At 41.9% G+C, this 20,191-nt stretch carries 12 protein-coding genes; 1 reads left to right on the forward strand and 11 read right to left on the reverse strand.

All coding sequences use genetic code 11. The features are described 5' to 3' along the window. Together rplC and rpsJ are read right to left on the reverse strand one after the other, a co-directional pair. A partial coding sequence (gene rplC / locus J6O61_RS19205; RefSeq protein WP_292215920.1) for a 50S ribosomal protein L3 occupies positions 1–545 on the reverse strand: 545 nt, incomplete at its 3' end. Positions 546–686: 141 nt separating this feature from the next. Continuing rightward, the gene (rpsJ, locus tag J6O61_RS19210) at positions 687–998 is read right to left on the reverse strand and encodes a 30S ribosomal protein S10 (protein ID WP_013279995.1); all 312 of its coding nucleotides are present in this window, start codon (positions 996–998) and stop codon (positions 687–689) included. Positions 999–1,643: 645 nt separating this feature from the next. Here rpsJ and J6O61_RS19215 point away from each other — a divergent pair. After that, positions 1,644–2,507, forward strand: a complete 864-nt coding sequence (locus J6O61_RS19215; protein WP_292215921.1) for a class I SAM-dependent methyltransferase — start codon at positions 1,644–1,646, stop codon at positions 2,505–2,507. A 184-nt stretch (positions 2,508–2,691) separates the two neighbouring features. Here J6O61_RS19215 and J6O61_RS19220 read toward each other — a convergent pair whose 3' ends face one another. From J6O61_RS19220 to J6O61_RS19260, 9 genes are all read right to left on the reverse strand, one after another. Further along, the gene (locus J6O61_RS19220; protein WP_292215922.1) at positions 2,692–11,832 is read right to left on the reverse strand and encodes a non-ribosomal peptide synthetase; all 9,141 of its coding nucleotides are present in this window, start codon (positions 11,830–11,832) and stop codon (positions 2,692–2,694) included. Next, positions 11,829–13,520, reverse strand: a complete 1,692-nt coding sequence (locus J6O61_RS19225; protein WP_292215923.1) for an MATE family efflux transporter — start codon at positions 13,518–13,520, stop codon at positions 11,829–11,831. Before J6O61_RS19225 ends, J6O61_RS19220 begins: the two co-directional genes overlap by 4 nt. 237 nt (positions 13,521–13,757) lie before the next feature. Next, positions 13,758–14,819 carry a hypothetical protein gene (locus tag J6O61_RS19230; RefSeq protein WP_292215924.1) on the reverse strand — a complete coding sequence of 354 codons (1,062 nt, stop codon included), beginning with the start codon at positions 14,817–14,819 and terminating at the stop codon, positions 13,758–13,760. A 105-nt stretch (positions 14,820–14,924) separates the two neighbouring features. Next, a complete protein-coding gene (locus J6O61_RS19235; RefSeq protein WP_292215925.1) occupies positions 14,925–15,722 on the reverse strand; it encodes a tetratricopeptide repeat protein in 798 nt (265 codons plus the stop codon). Positions 15,723–15,724: 2 nt separating this feature from the next. Beyond that, positions 15,725–16,654, reverse strand: a complete 930-nt coding sequence (locus J6O61_RS19240; RefSeq protein ID WP_292215926.1) for a vWA domain-containing protein — start codon at positions 16,652–16,654, stop codon at positions 15,725–15,727. Between the two features lie 29 nt (positions 16,655–16,683). Continuing rightward, positions 16,684–17,781 (reverse strand): hypothetical protein, encoded by a 1,098-nt coding sequence (locus J6O61_RS19245; RefSeq protein WP_292215927.1) that lies wholly within the window; start codon positions 17,779–17,781, stop codon positions 16,684–16,686. Then, positions 17,772–18,269, reverse strand: coding sequence for a hypothetical protein (locus J6O61_RS19250; RefSeq protein ID WP_292215928.1), 498 nt, complete (start codon positions 18,267–18,269; stop codon positions 17,772–17,774). Before J6O61_RS19250 ends, J6O61_RS19245 begins: the two co-directional genes overlap by 10 nt. Continuing rightward, positions 18,235–19,134, reverse strand: coding sequence for a DUF58 domain-containing protein (locus J6O61_RS19255; protein WP_292215929.1), 900 nt, complete (start codon positions 19,132–19,134; stop codon positions 18,235–18,237). Before J6O61_RS19255 ends, J6O61_RS19250 begins: the two co-directional genes overlap by 35 nt. A gap of 15 nt (positions 19,135–19,149) precedes the next feature. Further along, positions 19,150–20,145 (reverse strand): AAA family ATPase, encoded by a 996-nt coding sequence (locus J6O61_RS19260; protein ID WP_292215930.1) that lies wholly within the window; start codon positions 20,143–20,145, stop codon positions 19,150–19,152. Positions 20,146–20,191: the final 46 nt, after the last annotated feature.

Below are 20,191 nucleotides of genomic sequence, written 5' to 3' on the forward strand. Positions count from 1 at the left end.
CCCATGTGACCAGGCATTCCCTTGCCCTTGAATACGCGGCTAGGATCTGAACTTGAACCATTAGAACCCTGATGACGGTGGAACTTAGAACCGTGTGCCATAGGTCCTCTGTGCTGACCGTTTTTCTTAATAGCACCCTGGAATCCTTTTCCCTTTGATACTGCTGTAGCATCAATCTTGTCGCCTTCAGCAAAGATATCAGCCTTGATCTCAGCGCCAAGTGAATACTCAGCTGCGTTCTCAAGCTTGAACTCTCTTACATATCTCTTGCAAGAAACTCCAGCTTTCTTGAAGTGTCCCTGCTCAGCCTTTGTTGCACCATGACGGTGGTAGATTGTCTTGTTTCCGTTCTTGTCTTTGTTAACAACTTTTTCTTTCTTGTCAACGAAGCCAACCTGAACAGCGCTGTAACCATCGTTCTCAACTGTCTTAACCTGAGTTACTACGCATGGACCTGCCTGAAGAACAGTTACAGGTACTAATGAACCGTCTTCTTTGAAGATCTGAGTCATTCCAACTTTTGTAGCTAAAATAGCCTTCTTCATGTTTGTTTACCTCCTTATTACGTCTACAGCGGATGCTTGTTTCGTTCGCAATGTCGCTTCAATTGCACCTTAGTGTCAATTCTCCAGTTAATCACGGCATCATGCGTCTCGCATCATACTAGTAGAGGTGAATCGATTTTATTATTTCATTTTGATGTTTATGTTTACACCTGCTGGCATCTCGAGTCTCTGAAGAGCCTCAACTGTCTTTGATGTAGGTGTGATGATATCGATAAGTCTCTTGTGTGTTCTCTGCTCGAACTGCTCTCTAGAATCTTTGTACTTGTGAACCGCTCTAAGAATAGTAACAACTTCCTTCTTTGTAGGAAGAGGTACTGGTCCACTTACCTGAGAACCGTTCTTCTTGACTGTCTCGATAATCTTCTTGGCAGATGCATCAACAAGCTGATGATCATATGCCTTAAGTGTAATTCTCATTACCTGATTTGCCATAAAAAAAGTCGCCTCCTTTTCGCACTTTTAATGAAGTACGACAAGCGGTGACTGTACACTCTCCCGTGTGTGTCCTAACCTTCAATACATAGTAAGGTTATGAATCTCTACACGTCGTTTCTGCCTTGGGTTAGTCGGCAGACATTGAATTAACTGTACAGTGACTTGTCGTCAGTTTGGTTGGCCAATGTTAAAGGCCTCTAGACATTCGCTCCACGGAAAACCTGCTTAACTGGATAAAGCAGCAACCTCACGCTTCATAGCTATCATGTCACAGCATGTTTTACTATAAAGCATTTTATTTTATAATGCAACTACTTTTTTAAAATTAATCACTTTTATCATAAAATCAGCCTTTTTCGACTATTTTTCTTGATGTATTTTAATCTTTTTGTACTATTGTGATGACGGAAAACTGATCGCTGTAGTACAATGATTACTATTCAGTCAGCAGCCAGCACTGTGCTGCTGGGCTGCGTAAAAAAGTGATTCATGTGGCAATTTTGCCCATCGCGAAGCGATTTAATTGCAAAATTGCTTTGTTACTGGTCAGGAACTGAACAGTAACATACAATGTTTCGAGCATAGAGACTATAACTTGTTTTCTGGCAACATTATTAATATATAGTAGAAAGGCATTATCATATGTGGATTGCAGATGGCTGGAAAGACTATGAAGTTCTGGACACCTCAAGCGGTGAAAAGCTTGAAAGATGGGGAGATTATCTCCTTATTCGTCCCGATCCTCAGGTTATTTGGAACACAGAAAAAAAACACTTTGGATGGAAAAAACCAAACGGACATTATCATAGAAGTAATAAAGGTGGAGGCGAATGGGAATTCCATAAGCTTCCGGAGGAATGGACTATAAACTATAAAGAACTTACTTTTAATCTCAAGCCTTTTAGTTTCAAACACACAGGTCTTTTCCCGGAGCAGGCAACAAACTGGGATTGGTTTTCTTCATTAATAAAGGAAGCAGACAGACCGGTTAAGGTACTTAATCTTTTTGCTTATACCGGTGGTGCTACTATCTCTGCCGCAAAAGCCGGCGCAAGCGTAACACACGTTGATGCAGCAAAGGGAATGGTTGCCTGGGCAAAAGAAAATGCTGCTTCTTCAGGCTTATCAGATGCACCTATCAGATACCTTGTTGATGACTGCGTTAAGTTTGTAGAAAGAGAAATAAGAAGAGGAAACAAGTACGACGGAATTATAATGGATCCTCCTTCATATGGAAGAGGCCCAAAGGGTGAAATCTGGAAAATTGAAGAATCTGTTTTCCCATTTATACAGCTTTCTTCAAAACTTCTTTCCGATAATCCTTTATTCTTCCTTATTAATTCATATACAACAGGTTTACAGCCCGCAGTACTTTCGTATATGCTCCATACAGTTCTTGATCCCATTCATGACGGTACTATAGAAGCAAACGAGATCGGTCTTCCCGTAAAAGGCAATGGTCTCGTTCTTCCCTGCGGTGCCAGTGGCCGCTGGACTGCAAAATAAAAAAGCTCTTACGAGCTTTTACCTATTATCGGACTATGATACTTATAGTTGTCGCATAGTCCGATAATAATGTTCATCATAGCTATTTCCTCCCAACAAGCAAAGCACACCTATAACATAAGCGCCTTTGCTTGTTGTATCTTACGACCTTGTAAGAGGTATCGCAGGCACCTTTGCCAAACTTTCAGATTATAATTATATCAAAAAATCCCAAAGTTTTAAGACCGTCTATCAGCCTGAAAAGGTATTCGCTTTCTGTTACTTTCCAGTGAAATGAAAGTCTGTACAATGCTTTGACCGTAAATTTGTTATCGGCAGGTACTTCCTCATACTCCTCACTGTTTTCCGTATCATAATTGATAAGCGGCGATACATAAGAGTTGAGCCTGTCATCAAGCAGGGTATTTTTTAACTTTTCCTCAAAGGTTTCATCCTCAACAAAATCAATGTTCATACCGCATTGTCTCATGATACTTATGACTTCGCCCATCTCAACCGAGTTGGAATTATATACATGGAAAATATTAAAATCATCCCCTGTACCCGAAAGCTTTACAATTGCAGAGGCGGTTTCATCTATAGGTGAGAACTCCACTCTTTCATCAAGTCCTGAATACGGAAAGCATCCCAGTACGCTATAAGCTCTTAATGTATTTACAAAATTATTGGTTTTGAAATTCATCTGAAACTCGCCGTCTTTGTCTCTTCCCATGAGGTTTCCGACACGCATGATCTTGGCCTTTAGTCCATCATTTTCTATCCTGTCGATTATATATTTTTCAGCAAGATACTTTGAGTAGACATACATATTGGATTCCACATCCTGTCCCATTTCCAGGATATTTTCCCTAAGCACTGCACCCAGGATAGAGCTCTTTAACATATCCCCACCTACGGACACAGTGGATACATGTATAAGCCTCATCCCTTTTTCAATACACAGCTCAGACAGATTCTCGACTCCATGAAGGTTCACCGACATAAGTGACTCGATGTTTGCAAAATGCTTTACACTTGCTGCACAATTGATAACTGTACTGAAACATTCGCAAAATGCTGCATTTAAGCTGTCCTTGTCTGTTATATCCCCCGTGAGGATTGTGATTCTGCCGGGATACGCTTCGAATACATCCGTGTCAAAATAGTAGTACATCAGGTTTTGGAGACGTTTGCTGCAATCGGAGCCGCTTTCACGCATCAGGCAGTATATCTTTGCATCAGTGTTATCAAGCAGATCCTTTAATATGTGACTTCCCAAAAAGCCGGAAGAGCCCGTCAGCAGAACATCACCGATATCTCCCGCCTGTATTTCCCTGACATACTCAGGTACATTATGAGAGAGCACCTTCTTTTCACCAAAAAGTACTCCGGCGCCGTCACTTTCTTCTGTTCTTCTTTCTTCGCTGCCCTCTATCGCCTTTTCTTTACCCGACTTCTTTTCCATGATCTTTTTTTCAAGCTGCAGAATCGTGGGCGCGTCAAACAGATCCTGATATACTAAAGGAATATCTCTCATTTTGGCAGCCATCATAACCTTGGCGGCAGTAAGCGACGTACCTCCAAGGGCAAAAAAGCTTTCATCTGTTCCCACATCATTAAGATTAAGTACTCTTTTGAAAATATCCGACAATATTTCCTGAAGCTCTGTTTCAGGCGCCCGAACCTGCTTATCCCGCCCTGTTTCTGCAATAACGGGAAGAGCTTTTTTATCAATCTTTCCGTTGGCGGTCAGTGGCATCTCATCGAGCTGAAGGATGGCCTGAGGTACCATATACTCTGTCAGATATGATGCAAGATGTTTTTTCAGTTTCTCAATGTCAATCTTTTCATCTGCGGTAAAATATGCTGCCAGATAATCCGTACTTCCCTTCACTAATATCACTATACTGGTCTGCACCAAGGGATATCTGTTGATCACATTTTCAATCTCCCCAAGCTCCACTCTAAGTCCACGAAGTTTAACCTGATTATCTATCCTGCCGTGATATTCCGTCTCTCCGTTTTCGAGTATCCTCGCCAGATCACCACTCCTGTATGCCTTCATTCCCAAAAGTTTTATGAAGTTCCGCTTTGTCAGATCTTCTCTGCCGATATAGCCTCCTCCGACACCTTCCCCCATGATAACAAGCTCACCCATGGCACCCGGCGGCTGCAAGCGACCGTCCTTATCTACAGTTGCCACATGAACATTACCGTTAGGAGTTCCTATATTGATATGATCTTTGTCTTTTACTATCTGCATAGTGCAGCAGATAGTGGTCTCTGTAGGACCATATCCGTTTATCACACAGATATCCGGATTGATTTCTTTCAACCTGTCGAAAAGAGACGGTGTAAAGGCCTCTCCACCTACCACTATACTCTTTAAGTTCCTTAAAGCCTTCTGTGAGACGTCTATATCTAACAGATTTGAAACAAAGCTGGGAGTACATACCATGAGATCAACACCCGTGAGAATCATGAGCCTGCTCAGCTTCTCAGGATTTAATATATCCTCCCTTGTGGCAAGGACTATTGTTATCCCATCGGCTAAGGGAAGGATTTCCTCATGGATTGACATATCAAAGGTCAGGGCAGCAATGGCAAGGCTTACACTTCCGCGCTTTGTATAATAGACAGGAAACTGATTTTTGGGATTTTCAGCCGCAAAATTGACAAGGTTGTGATTGAACAGCATTACCCCTTTGGGCTTTCCTGTGGAGCCGGAAGTATATATGACATATGCAAGGTTTTCTCCGGACACTTGTATGTCCGGATTTTCCCTCTTTTCCCCGGAAACCGCATCCTGGGCACAGATTATCTTTATTCCTTCAGAGCTTAGCTTATCGAATAAGTTCTTTTTTTCTTCTATAACCTGCTGCGAGGTAAGGATGATATTTGCCCCCGAATCCTCAAGGATAAAGCGTATTCTCTCTTCAGGATACTCAGGATCAATAGGCAAAAAGGCGCCTCCGCTCTTTAATACTCCCTGTCGCATTACATAGGCATAGCTGTCTCTATTAGCCAATACGGCAACAATATCATCTGGTACAATGCCCTCCTTTATGAGCCTGTGAGCAACGGTATTCGCTTCCTCATTCAGTTCACGATAGGTCAGAGTCCTGTCAAAAGCAATTACTGCGTTTCTGTCAGGATATCTGTCGGCGCTGTCCTGCAAAAATCTGTACGCCGGTTTTTGAGGAACCTTATAATCAGTATCATGAAGATTTCTTATCCTCTGCTCATCTTCAACTGAAACAAGAGACAATTCCTGAACAATCTCTCTTTTAGTGAATTCTCCCGCTATATGATCAAGCAGCCCCACAAGACCTTCTATAGTGTATTGTGAGTACTCCCTTGGGTCATATTCCGCCTCATATATGATCTCATCGCCGCGCAGTCGTATCTCTATGCTGAGTGCAGCCTTTGCCTGTGAAAGATTAAGTTCCACGCTCTCAGTTTCAAAGCCGCAGATTTTATCCGGTTCATCCTCGCCCTGATAGACAAGCAAAAGATCCGCTCTGATATCGTATGCGCTGCGTATTTCTGCAAAGCTGAAAATATCATTTGCCATGGCGCCAAGAAGATAGGACTGGCAGTTTTTAACAGCCTTGACTACTGTATCCTCGTTTGAGGCATTAACCATAACCGGAATTGTTTTTACAAACATTCCTATGCAGTCCGATACCCTGCTGTCACTTCTTCCGTTATAGATTGTCGAGAACACGCCTTGCTCTGAATTTGTATATGCCTTTAATGCTATTCCGTAGGCTGTGACGAAAAAGGCATTTTCGGTCAGATCATGCTCACGGCAAAACCTTCTGACAAGATCAGCACCGGTTTTTCCGCAGATCTTTTTACTGCAGATCCTTTCGCCTTCCGGATTTCCATCCCTTACAGGGGTTGTCTCACCGCCGCAGCCCTTAAATATGCTGTCATACCAGTTCTTTGCATTTTCATGTACATCCAAAGCCAGCTTTTCTTTCTCATCCATTGCTGACTCAAAACATGTATAGCTCTCGGGTTCTATATCTTCACCTATGTATGCCCTGTTTATATCTCGTAAAAAGATGTCGTAGGACTCGCCGTCACTTATGATATGATGCATATCGATAAATAGATATTTACCGCTTTTGGCATCATTAAGCTCTATCCGGAAGAGTTTCTCCCCACTGTTCAGGTCAAAGGGACGAACCGCCTTCTGCATACCCGGCTCCTGTTTCAAAACCGGGAACGAAATATATTCCGGTTTATTACGAACAGCCATCACTTCCCCATTTTCATCACTTCTGATGGTCATGTACATGTAGGGATGTGCCATCACTGCCTTGGAAACCGCATCAGAAAGCCGCAGCATATCGACACTGCTATCAAGCCGGTACAAATAAGGAATGTTATATACAGTGGTTCCTTCGTATTTGGCACTGTCAATGTAGATGCCAAGCTGCGTCCGGGTAAGTGGATATTCCTCATGTAATACAAATGAAGAACTGTCTGCCTCTCTTTTTCTGAGAATAAGTTTCTCAAGACTCTCTATATCCTTGTTCTCAAATATCTCCCGAATGCTGATATCGGCGCCAAATCTCTCAGACAGGCGTGAACAGAGCCTGATACAGCTTATAGACGTAAGTCCGTATGCGAAAAGATCGGTCGTTATCCCTATAAGTTCGTTGCCAATTATCTCCTTGGCTATCAGAAGAATATCCGATTGGAGTGGAGTCTTCGGAAGCAAAATCTCTTCTTCACTGTTTTCTATCAGCGGTAATGCCTTTTTATCTATTTTCCCGTTAGATGTAAGGGGCATCATTTCCAGCTGCATAATGGCCTGGGGGACCATATAACCCGTAAGATAAGCCCCCAGATGGCTTTTCAGCTCTTTAATATCAACTTTTTCATCCGCGGTGAAATACGCAGCCAGGTAGTCCGTTTGTCCCCTGACCACGACCACGATGCTCGATCGTACTCCCGGATAGGTGTTTATTACGTTTTCTATCTCTCCAAGCTCTATGCGAAGTCCCCTTAACTTTACCTGATCATCAATCCTGCCATGATATTCAATTTCCCCATTCTCAAGGAGCCTGACAAGATCGCCGCTCCGGTAAGCTTTCATTCCCAGAAGTTTGATAAAGCTTTTTCTGGTCAGATCCTTACGTCCTACATATCCTATGCCGACGCCATCACCCATGATGACAAGCTCCCCCATAGCTCCCGGTGGTTGCAGATGGCCGTCTTTATCTACTGTAGCTACATGAACATTTGCATTTGGTATACCTATGGTAATGTCGTTTTCACTTTCTATTACCTTCATGGTGCAGCTGATTGTAGTTTCCGTAGGGCCGTACCCATTCATTATATGAATATCGGGATTTATGCTTTTGAGCTTCTTATAAAGCGAAGGAGGGAATTCCTCTGCCCCAAAGTCAATACTCTTTACCTCCCTGATGCAGGCGGAAAAATCGCTAATATCCAGAAGATTTGATATATAACTCGGGGTGCAGCTCATTACATCGACCCCTGTTTTTTTCATAAGCTCGCCAAGCCTTTGAGGGTTCATGATTTCATCTTCGGATGCAAGAACAGCTGTCATTGCATTTGCAAGAGGAATAAACTCTTCCATAATCGAGAAATCAAAGGTAAGTGCGGCGATAGACAAACTTACCTTGCCACTTTTGGTATATCCGAGTATTTCCCTGTTTTTATCGTTGTCATCAACAAAATTCACCAGATTTTTATTGGTGAGCATGACTCCCTTGGGCTTTCCGGTAGATCCTGAAGTGTAGATCACATAGGCCAGCGCCTCGTAAGGCACTTCAATATTCAAATTCTCCGTATTCTCCTCTTTTATCGCCTCCTGCGCGCACAAAGTCATTATGTCGCTTTCAGAAAGCCTGTCAAAGAGCGATTTTCTCTTTTCAAGGATATCATTTGTCGTAAGGATCAGTTTTGTCTTTGAATCATCCAGTATGTATCTTATTCTTTCTTCCGGATAATCCGGATCTATAGGCAAAAACGCAGCTCCGCTTTTTAATACACCCTGTCTCATAACATATGCATAGCTGTCACGATGAGCAAATACCGCAACTGTGCTGTTTGGCATGACGCCTTCTTTCTTTAGTCTCCTGCCCACAGCATTAGCTTCTTCATTCAGCTCGCGATAGGTAAGGACGCGGTCTGTGGCGATAAGAGCCGTCTTATCGGGGTGTTTGTGGGCGCTGTCCTGCAAAAGCCGGTAAGCCGGCCTCTCCGGTACCTCAAATGCTGTATCATGAAGGTTTTTAATGTATTGCTCATCTTCTTTCGACACCAGGCTCACTTCCGCCAGTCTTTCTCTTTTAAGAAACTCTCCGGCAATATGATCAAAAAGCCTGACTAAACCGCTTACAGTGTATTCTGAATACTGTGCCGGGTCATAAGATACATCAAATGATAATCTGCCGTCCTCTATCATAGTGTCCAGACTTAAGGCGGCCATTGCCTGTGAAAGCTTAAGCTCCCGGCTCTTTGCCATTACACCGCAAAAATCTATATTTGTCTCTGCATCCGACTGATATGCAAAGAGAATGTCTGCCCTTATATCATAGACATTTCGTATCTCCGCGAAACTATAGATATCATTGGCCATGGCCGACAACAGATACGACTGGCAGTTTTCTAAAACAGACACGATGAAACTGTCTGCCCCGGGATTAAAATAAACAGGCAGAGTCTTAACCAGCATTGAAACAGTGTTTTTAAGTCTCGGATCGTTCCTGCCGTTGTAGATGGTGGAAAAGACTGCATGTTCCGCATTCGTATATTCCTTTAACGCAAATCCGAAAGCAGATGTTAAAAAAGCATTTACAGACAGAGAGTTTCTTTGACAGAATTCTTTGATATCATCCGCATTTGTGTCGCCAAGTCTCCTGTAAAAAGCTATATGAGCATCGCCTTTCCCATCCTTTGGCGGAATGGTCTCACCTCCACACCCGTCAAAAATCCTGTCGTACCACGCTTTGGCTTTTTCAAACTTTGCAGTCCCCCTTACGTACTGCTCATCAAGAGATGCCTCGAAACCTGTGTAATCCTCCTTCTCAACCGTCCCTTCCAGATATACCCTGCTGATATCTCTCGTCAGGATGTCAAGAGAACCTCCGTCTGAGATAATATGATGGGTATCAAGAAACAGATATAAACCCTCATCTGTATCGTATATTTCAGCCCTGAAAAGTATGTCATCTGAAAGCAGGTCGAAAGGACGGACCAGGTCCGCCTCATCGGGAAGTCTTTTACAATTTATCAGCTTTGCTTCAAAGCTGTGATCATCTCTCCTGACTGCACATACTTCCCCGGCTCTTTCTTCCGGTTTCATAAAGAGATAGGGGTGGGCAGCTACTGCCTTCCGGATGGCCCCGCAAAGTCTATGTTTGTCAACACTGCCTTGTATCTCTAACAGAACAGGTATGTTGTAAACAGTAGTGCCCGGATGTTTCTCAGATTCAATAAAGATACCCATTTGCGTCATGCTAAGCGGATAGCTTTCACGCATTGAAAGATCAGCTCCGGCACTACTTGGTTCTATCAGTTTTTCCAGTAGCTTTACATTTATACCGTCTGTAAGATCCGAAGTCTTAACTACCGCATTGAACTGCTTTTGTATATCGTTACATAGTCGTATGGCACCAAGGGATGAGAGTCCCATTTCAAAAAGATTGGTTGTTACACCTATTTTCTCAGTCTTAAGGATCTCTCGTACCAGAGTAAGAAGTTCTTCCTGTGCAGGTGTCTCCGCAGGATCTATGACCTGTTCATCCGGCTCAGCCTCCGGCAGGGCATCCTTGTTTACCTTTCCGTTTGCGTTAAGAGGAATGGAATCGATCCATGTAAAGCTCTGGGGAACCATATAGGAAGTCAGATATTTTCTGATATGTTTTTTCAGCGATTGCTTGTCTGTCTCCGGATTTCCGGTGAAATATGCAGCAAGATGTTCAAAGGGCTTATCTTTTACTACAACCACTGCATTGTCGATCCCTTCATAGGAGGATATAACACTCTCTATCTCTCCAAGTTCAACTCTTAAGCCACGAAGCTTGACCTGATCATCCTTTCTGCCGTAAAATTCTATTTCTCCATCTTCTCTGACCAGCCCGAGATCCCCTGTTTTATACGCTCTTATCCCGAAGAGCTCTATGAAATTTTTGTTCTGTTCTATGTTTCCGATATATCCTCTGCCGACGCCATCGCCAAGGATGACCAGCTCACCCTTTTCCCCGGGAGACAGTACATTGCCATCCTCGTCCATGGTAATTACATGGACATTTGCGTTTGGCAGACCGATATTAATACTCTTCTCATCTTCAATCACCTGCATGGTACAGCTGATGGTGGCCTCTGTAGGCCCATATCCGTTCATAATGTATATATCCGGGTTGATGCTTCTTAATCTTTTGAAAAGAGCAGGAGGAAAGGCTTCCGCACCAAAGTCTACACTCTTAAGGGCTTTTATACAGGGTCTTACCTCATCTATATCAAGAAGATTTAGCATATAACTTGGTGTACAGCTCATGATATCTGTCCCTGTCCCGGTCATCAGCTCGCACAGCTTCTTTGGATCCATGATCTGTTCTTTGGTTGCGAGAACCACTGTCATGCCGTTTGACAGCGGCACAAATTCCTCCATGATCGAAAAATCAAAAGTAAGGGCAGCTATGGCAAGGCTCACGCTTCCCTTCCCGGTATAACCTCTGATTTCTCTGTTCTTTTCATTATCATCGACAAAGTTTACCAGATTTTTGTTCGTTATTATTACACCCTTTGGTTTTCCGGTGGATCCGGATGTATAGATCACATAAGCCGGTGCTTCACCTGACACCTCTACCCCGATATTGGCAGTGCTTTCGGTTTTGATTGCTTCCCGGGCATCAATTACCTTCATGCCTTCTGAGGTAAGTCTGTCAAAGAGATCTTTCCTTCTTTTGATTATGGCTTTTGTAGTAACGATCAGCTTTGATGAGGAGTCTTTTAATATGTACCGGATCCTCTCCTCAGGATAATCCGGGTCTATTGGAAGGAATGCTCCGCCACTCTTTAGAATCCCTTGACGCATTACATAGGCATAGCTGTCCCTGTCTGCAAATACCGCAATGATTGTCTCAGGTTCGGCGCCCTCTCTCTGAAGCCTTCTGCCCACTGCATTTGCTTCTTCATTCAATTCTTTATAGGTAAGTGTGCGGTCAGTAGCAATAACAGCGTTTTTTTCAGCAAAATAAGATGCACACTCTTCAAGCAGTTTGTATGCAGGTCTCTTTCTCACTTCCACATCCGTGTCATGGATTTTTAATAATTCTGAAAAAGCCTTCTCTGTTATCATAGATTGTCTCCTTCGTCAAAGATTATCATCATTCTTTTCAATGAATTAAATTCCGAACAGATGCATTTACAGTCACTGTCTTCAGTCTCTGCCTCACTTCCCGCATCTTCATCGGTCTTTGAATCATATCTGAGGATCACATTTTTATGACCATCTTCCGCATCCAATACCAGAAATACACAAAGTGGATTTTCTGTTATCTTCAACACCGCATCAAAGGGTTCCATCATTTTCCTGCCTACGATATCTACCTGTTCTTTTGTCAGCACAGTGCTCGCCAAAGACCTCCAGTCAGAGAGACTTCCCTCTTTTTTGTGTATACCTGTCATAAGCAGTACGTTTTCGGAATCCGTCGCAATTAACCCCTTACCGGATCCGCACGCAAGCAGGAATACAAGACATGCCGTAACTGATATGAGATTTGCATACCAGGGGGCATTTTCCGCTATAGTCTTCATGAGCAGGATCATGGCTGCTATACTGGTCAGCGATTGTATAACATATGCAATGTTTGCCTGTTTTTCCTGTTCGACAGCAGTCAGATAATAGATAAAAACAAGGTTGATAAAATTGATTACAGCAGCTATGCAGGTTATCCTTATTGCGGCAGGAAGAGTTGCTGCCATAACAGTGTCATTTATAGAAAATATTGCCATAAAAATATGTGGAAACAGTATTATGAGCCCCGATAAGGGAATTACGATCACCAGTCCCATTTTCAGGAGTGTTTTCTTTACCATAAGCTGTCCGCAGCGGTTTTTTTCTCCATAATATGCTGCTGTAAGAGGCATCACAGCCTCGCTGGCTCCGGTGAATGTGATCGCAAGTATCATGGTCAGATTCTCAATCACAGCTGAATTTCCAAGGCCACTGGTGCCTGCACTGTCACTTAAAACATAGTTCTGGACAAATATCTGCAGGACGACAAATAAATACATCATGGCCTGGGCTGTTCCGGGCTTGATTATTTCCAATACCCCGGGGTCATTACTTTCTCTTTTAAAAGTAGGCCGGCAGACGCTCTCTTTTTTCCTAAAGTGAAACGTATAAATGATGCAGGCACAGAAATTGCTGAAAACCGTCCCAAAAGCCGTTATCCATATTCCCTGCCCAAGCACAAATATACCTGTGACATCTATGATGATATTTACTGTAGCCGCCACAATGCTTCCGCAAAGGGCAAGTTTGGGATTATTGTCATCTGTAAGGATATAGGCTCCGGAGAAAGATAGTACAACAAAAACCGCTCCCATAAGATAAACAGTCAGATATTCCTTGGCGTATCCGATGTTTTCCGGCGTACACCATATGAATTTAAGAATCGGATCAAGAAAAATAAGAGAAATGATACTGTAGATCACTGTCGTGACTATCATCAGTTTAAGCGCAATAGTAAAGGCCCGTCCTGCCTTTTTTACCTCGCCCGATCCAAGACATTTTGATGCCATGATCCCACAGCCCACTCCACCAAGAGAACCTATTATATTTGTTACCCAGATCATAGGTGAGACATTGCTGAAGGAAGACAGCGCTTCATTTCCCAACCCGTTGGATACGCACACAGCATCTACGACCGGTGCTATCTGTTCAAAAATAAGCGCAAATGTAGCGGGAATTATATACCTTAATGCACTTCTTTTTATTAGTGCAGTTTCATACTTGAAATTTATATCCGGCTTTTGTCCCATATCTGCTTCCCTCTCTTTAACGTCACAGCTCCGTTTTCCCCCGGTGTTTTCCCAAAGCAACTTGAATCCGGGATTCAAAAATTGCCCCGGAAAGAAAATTTAATATACCAATTTTAGTGTATCAGTTATATCAAAATTTGTAAAAAAAAGCTTCGCACGGATTTTACGTGCGAAGCCTCAGACTGTAGACAAAGTGGGATGAAAGCTCTTACGAGCTTTTTTTATATAAATATCTCATCAATAATTTGATGTAATAGATACAGCGTGATAGTACGCATCGCTTCCGCGCTGAGCAACTACTGTAACACTCTTATTAAGAAGAAGTACAGGACACTTGGAGAAGTTTGTATTTGAATCAAGTCTTATCTCCATTACTCCATCATTTGTATCAAGGTGCAGTGTTGCCTCATCTGTATCATCATCAACTGTTCCGGTAATCGTTACCTGAGTAGAGGAATCAAGCGTAGCTGTCGAAGAAGCACTTTCCGAATTATTAACAAGTTTGGATGTATGATTCCACGCGTCGCTTCCTCTATAGAAACTCACCGTGATTTTTTGATCCGGCAAAAGAACTCTGCATGCACTTGCATCGGTTCCAAGATCCAAAACAAATTCCATTGTACCTGCTGATGTTGAAAGATAAAGAATCGATGATGTAGTTCCTTTTTCAACAGTTCCTGTAACAGTATTCTCTGAAGACGAAGAACTTGTACTTGTACTGCTGCTTGTGCTCGTAGTTGTTGTAGAAGATGAACCGGTCACATCAGAAATCGAAACAGCATGCATATATGCATCGGACCCTCTCTCAACAACAACGCTGACCTCTTTGCCAATAATAAGCATCGTTACACCGCTAAGATCAGTATCATCATCCATTTTTATCTGCATGGTTCCATTATCTACAACGAGATATAAAAGCTCCTCTGAAGTTCCCTTTGCAATACTTCCTGTAACTGTTGCCTTGGTAGAACTGTCTAAAGTTACTTTACCAACCTGACTCGTCCCCGAAATTGATGATACATGCCAGTACTCGTCACTACCTCTGTAGCATGAGCAGCTGATTGTCGTACCGGGAAGAACGAGTTTAGTACCACTGATGGATGTATTGCTATCCACCTTCAGTTCCATCGTTCCACCGCTGGTTGAAAGATATATTATATCCGAAGTAGTTTTGTCTGAAACCGTACCTGAAAATGTAGATTCGGTAGCCTCTGCAACCGTAGGTACAAAAAGTCCCATAGCAACTACAAGAACAAACGTAAGAATCACGTAAGCAGCAGTTGATAAACCTTTTTTCATAGTTTTCCCCTTTCGCACAATATATTCACTTTTTCAATGTACATTATACATCATCTTGTGCCTTATTCAAAGTATCTGTATGTAGCCCATTTATTAACTGTTGCTTTACCATGGATGAGTCGGACCTTGAGAAGAGCCATCGCCTTCCTCATCACCGGCTTCACCGCCCATTCCCGAACCGTCAGAGCTTCCGGTTGTATTTTTCTGATACTCATCGAGCTGATCAATTTCTTCCTGTCTCTCCTGCATAGCATTTTTCTTGTTCTGCTCAAGAGCCTGCTGTTGCTGCTTTTGTTTATTGGAACCGGATGAAGATTGAGACTCATTTTTTTCCTCGTCTTCATCAGAATCATTCTGATCCTTGTTTTCTTCCCCATTATCAGGATTGTCCTTTTGGAGCTTTTCAATCATCTTATCAATATCGTCTTTTAACTGCTGAGCATCTTTATTGTGGCCATTTTCTCCATCTTCTTCGGCACAGCCATTTTGGGTAAGTTTTCCCCTTGCCTGATACAGAACAGAAAGCGCATCCTGAACCTTGCTATCCGAATCAAGATTATCAAAATCGATAGTATGTATAAGAGCAAGAGCAAGGTTTATCCTTATCATACAATCCTGCGGCTCACCCGGATTATACTTTAATGCATCCGTATAATAGCTTATTGCGCTTAAATAATCCTCATTCATATACGCAGCATTTCCGACATTGTAGAGCGGAATATATCCTTCCGGAAAATTAAATAAAAAGAGTTTCTGCTCCATTGTCGTAAAATATGTTCCCTTATCATATGCAGCAACAAATTTTTTGTTAACAAATACTCTCATAAGAGCAGATATTGAAACTATAACAACTGCCACCGAAACTATAAAAAGAACTATATATCTTAGAGGTGTCTTTTTCACGTTCAAAGTCTCCCCTTTCTAACGATAACCACAAGTTCCCAAACAAGAACCAGTGCAAGAATAATGGCAAAATAATAATATATATCCTTAAATACTTCTGCACCCAATCCCTTTTCCACAATAGTCTTGCTACTCTGCTTTATCAGTTCTATTCCGCCCTTAATGGCTGAATTACCGTCGTTTACATTGTAGTAGGAAATGCCCAGATCCTCAGCCACCAGCTTAAGATTTTCTTCATCAATCCTGGAAACTGCGTCCTGATGAGTCTCATAGTCATAGATATATCCCCAGCTTCCGTCTTTCATTTTGCCGCCGCTTTCTGTACCATAGCCAAACACAGCACCATCATCAACATACTGGGCAAGATCTTCATAAGAAGCAAGTTCGCTGCCATTTGTAATCTCACCATCGCTGAAATAAAAAACTATGGTCTTTCTGTTTTCTTTTCTTGAAGAAGAAAGCAAAAGAGATTCTATATCTTTATACGGAAGTGAAAGATCACTGCCTGTCGCAGTTTCGGAATCAGGTGAATACAACGTACTCAAAAGATTCTCTATATAATGAAAGTCCTGAGTAAACGGAGATAAAACATTTGCTTTGTCGTCAAATGTCACAAGTGCAAAATTCGATCCCGCAAGCTCATTTATTATGTACTCAGCGTCATCTATAACTCCGTCCATCCTCATATTCTGCCCGTTATAATCTTCTGCCCACATGCTAAGTGTTGTGTCCACAACAAAAAGAACATCCAGATTTTTGGTAGAAAACTCGTACTCCTCATCCACAATAACCGGTCTAAGTCCAATGCAGAGGGTTAAAACATAAATAAGGCCAATACGAACGGTTGCTAAAATCTTATCTTTTAATCTGATCGGATTCCTGTAAACTATCGTCAAGGTAATAAGCAGAGCAAGAAAAAAAACAAAAATCATTAAAGCCACAGGAAAAATAGGTCTTATACTCATCTTTGCAACACCAATCCCGCTGACAAACTAAATGCCAGACAAATAATCAAAGCTAAAAAAGGAATATACGGAAGGTCAACCGTCTGTCTTGACATCACAACTTTTACAAGCATCGCTTCCTGTTTCTGAATATCCTGAACAATTTCCGATACTGATTGATCTACCGTGCGAACATAGAACTTTCCGCCTGTAGATTCAACGGCACTTTTGAACTCATCAAGGCAACTGTCATAATCGTACTCTTCAGGATTGTAGAAAGCCTCTTGACGCGGGAAGATTCCAAATACGGTTACCTTATTCTGAGCACAGGCTTTTGCGGCATCCTCAAGATCCATAACCTGCGACGTTCTCGCATTTAACTCATTGTCTGTACACATGATGATAACTCTGGTTCTATCCGACTCCCCCAGATAAGGGAATGAATACAAAGCCGTGCCAAGTCCTTCACCAATAAGAGAAGAGCCCTTATTCCTGTTGTTGTACAGGGTTCCTGCATCATAATAGTCCAGCTTAAAAGAAATCTCTTTGTACTCCTCAAGAAGTTCGTCAGGAATATAGATATACTCGCCATACTTGTCCTGATATTCTTTCTGAAGGACAAAGTATTCGCTTAGTTCATCAAGCTTTTGAAGAACATATTCATAATCATCCGTTAAGGGAACATAAGTTACTGTAGACGTATTAAAGATGTTTATTCCGATTCTGTCTCCTTCAAGCCCCTTAACCACTTCTTTTAAATAATCTGTAATCTCGTAGTTAAGATCGTAAAGAGAATAAGAAACGTCCAAACAAAGAATAATATCTCTTTTTTTCACTCCACTGTATATATCATCTTTTCTGTAAGGCCGCGCGACCAAAAATAAAGATGAAACAATACTCCCGATTATACCCGCTATCAGTAAACATCTAAGTACAAGATATTTCTTTTCAAGACTCTTATACGCTTTTGTTTCTTTTAGTCTTCCGGTATTGGCCGCCTTGATTCCTTCAGAATATTTAACTCTTGTTTTCTTTTGTGAATAAAAAAGAATACAAACAACTGCTGCCAAAACAATTATTCCAATAACAACAACCTTTTCATACATCAGCTCCATGCTTTGATCACTCCCATCGCCTTATTGCACGAAAATTCAAGGTTCATACCATTGGCCCTTACATCTTCCCCAAACTCAGGCACATAATATTCCTCAATAAGAGCATCCAGATTAGCAAGCTTTAACGCCTTCAAATCTCTCAATGTACACTTGGTAACATCTATATTTGTCGCTTCAAACACAAATCCCCTGATTATGAGGCTAAGGCGCTGATATCCGTCTCTTTTTGAAATCCTGTTCTGTTTAAAATCAGCAATAAGCTGCTGAATCTGCAATGTATATTTTATCTTCGCACTATAAAGATCTATCTGCCTTGGCTTTTGATAAGCGTTTTTTAACTTTTCCCTATCTGCCACAGTAAACGTATTTTTTATCTTTATAACTGCTATAACAGTGGCTGCAATACCTGCCACAAGTAAAATACTAAAAACCACAAGCACCCAAATACCGTACTCAAAGGGTGGTTGTAATGTAACCGTAGTTTCCATGCCTATACCTTTCAAATAGGACAATAGCCTTGTCTATTATTTCACTTTCCTTTTTTATAGACACTGCCGAGACTTTTCCCTGTTTACAAGCCTCATGAATCTGATCACACATTTCTTTTCGTATTTCCCGATCCAGCTTTTTTAGTCTGTTGTTATGTGAAAAGAAAAATCTCTCATAGCGGCCGCTGTCCAGATCAAAAATATTCTCGCCAACTAAAGAGGCATCCTCTATGCCAAAAGCCAAAAGATCGTTGTCTTTGGTAATGGCTCTGTAAGTATCATTACTTATCCCTGCAAGTCCGTCCATATCGGTAATGACCACAATAATCATCCTTTTGGGAACCATGCTCAAAACATCCATAAGCGTCTGACTTAAGCTTCTGTCAGTTTTCTCACAGATGTGCTTCTCATATTCATATAGAAGTCTCTCAAGATGATCCGGGCCGGACTTAAAAAGACTAATGCTTGTCTGACCTTCTTTGGGATAAGCAATAGCAAAGTCAGAGCCATTTCTGCCTGAAATATATGAAAGCGTCCCAAAAGTCATGAGCGCAACTTCTTTTTTGGAATCACCGCAGGGTGTATCTCCCTGCATTTTCAGTCCGCTGTCACACACAAACATAACGTTGTGTCTTCTGTCAGTCATATATCTGCGCACCAAAATAGTTCCCATTCTTGATGAAGATTTCCAATCTATGTCATGGACTTCATCTCCCGGAGTGTATTCCTTAAGATCCTCAAAATCCATACTTCTTCCTTTATGGATAGAATGAAAATCCCCCTCAAGAATATTGGAAGTTTTTTTGGTGGTATAAAAAGCTACTGCCCTTCGAATCCTTGATAAATATTCGTAATCTATGTTCATATTGTCAGCTTTCTATCATGGTGTCTTTACAGAATTAACAATTCCGTCAATAACTGTCTCAACAGAAACATTATCTGCAACAGCTGCATAGTTAAGACCAATTCTGTGTCTTAAAACCTGATGGCGCACAAGCTTGACATCTTCAGGTGTAACATATGTTCTTCCCTGCATAAGAGCTGCTGCCTTGGACATTTTAAGGAAAGCAATTGATGCACGGGGGCTTACACCGATACGAACATACTTTCCAAGTTCAAAGCCCGGTATCTGGCTTGCTCTTCTGCTTGCTACTACAATACTGGAAATATACCACTTAACCGCATCATCAACATAAACCTGATCTACAATATCCTGTACCTTATCAATGTCCTTAATTGTCAGTACCGGCGGATCAACTCTTGATATTGTTCCCGATTCGATTCTGCTAAGAATTTCAACTTCTTCGGCAGCTGTAGGATAAGTAATAACCTCTTTTATCAGGAATCTGTCAGTCTGTGCTTCGGAAAGAGGATATGTTCCCTCCTGCTCAATAGGATTCTGAGTAGCAATTACTATAAAAATATCTTCGGGCATGCGATATGCCTTGCCGCCGATTGTGACCTGCTTCTCCTGCATTGCCTCCAGCATTGCGGACTGAGTCTTGGCACTTGACCTGTTCACCTCGTCAAGAAGAACAAAGTTTGCAAATACAGGTCCCAGAATTGTCTCGAATTTCTGTGTGGACTGATTGTATATCTGAGTACCCACGATATCACCGGGTAAAAGATCCGGTGTGCACTGAATACGTGCAAATTTCCCATCAACAGCATCTGAAATTGCCTTGGCTGCAGTTGTTTTAGCAAGTCCCGGCACAGATTCCACAAGAATATGTCCATCTGCTATGATAGAGGCAATAAGTGAAAACTTAAGCCCTCTTTGTCCAACAACCTTAGAATCAAAATAATCAGACAGCTTTCTGATTACGTCCTGTGAATAATCAAAGTCTTCCTTGTTTATATTGTTATGTTCGTACATCCTTTTTCCCCTAATTGCATCGAAAGCAAAGCCAAAATATTTCAGC

The sequence above is a fragment of the Butyrivibrio sp. genome (assembly GCF_017635265.1).
GTDB lineage: Bacteria > Bacillota > Clostridia > Lachnospirales > Lachnospiraceae > Butyrivibrio.

Excerpts from the sequence above, each read along its gene's own strand:
- rpsJ (WP_013279995.1), bottom strand. The coding sequence starts at position 998 with ATGGCAAATCAGGTAATGAGAATTACACTTAAGGCATATGATCATCAG.
- J6O61_RS19215 (WP_292215921.1), top strand. The coding sequence starts at position 1,644 with ATGTGGATTGCAGATGGCTGGAAAGACTATGAAGTTCTGGACACCTCA.
- J6O61_RS19220 (WP_292215922.1), bottom strand. The coding sequence starts at position 11,832 with ATGATAACAGAGAAGGCTTTTTCAGAATTATTAAAAATCCATGACACG.
- J6O61_RS19225 (WP_292215923.1), bottom strand. The coding sequence starts at position 13,520 with ATGGGACAAAAGCCGGATATAAATTTCAAGTATGAAACTGCACTAATA.
- J6O61_RS19230 (WP_292215924.1), bottom strand. The coding sequence starts at position 14,819 with ATGAAAAAAGGTTTATCAACTGCTGCTTACGTGATTCTTACGTTTGTT.
- J6O61_RS19240 (WP_292215926.1), bottom strand. The coding sequence starts at position 16,654 with ATGATTTTTGTTTTTTTTCTTGCTCTGCTTATTACCTTGACGATAGTT.
- J6O61_RS19245 (WP_292215927.1), bottom strand. The coding sequence starts at position 17,781 with ATGGAGCTGATGTATGAAAAGGTTGTTGTTATTGGAATAATTGTTTTG.
- J6O61_RS19250 (WP_292215928.1), bottom strand. The coding sequence starts at position 18,269 with ATGGAAACTACGGTTACATTACAACCACCCTTTGAGTACGGTATTTGG.
- J6O61_RS19255 (WP_292215929.1), bottom strand. The coding sequence starts at position 19,134 with ATGAACATAGATTACGAATATTTATCAAGGATTCGAAGGGCAGTAGCT.
- J6O61_RS19260 (WP_292215930.1), bottom strand. The coding sequence starts at position 20,145 with ATGTACGAACATAACAATATAAACAAGGAAGACTTTGATTATTCACAG.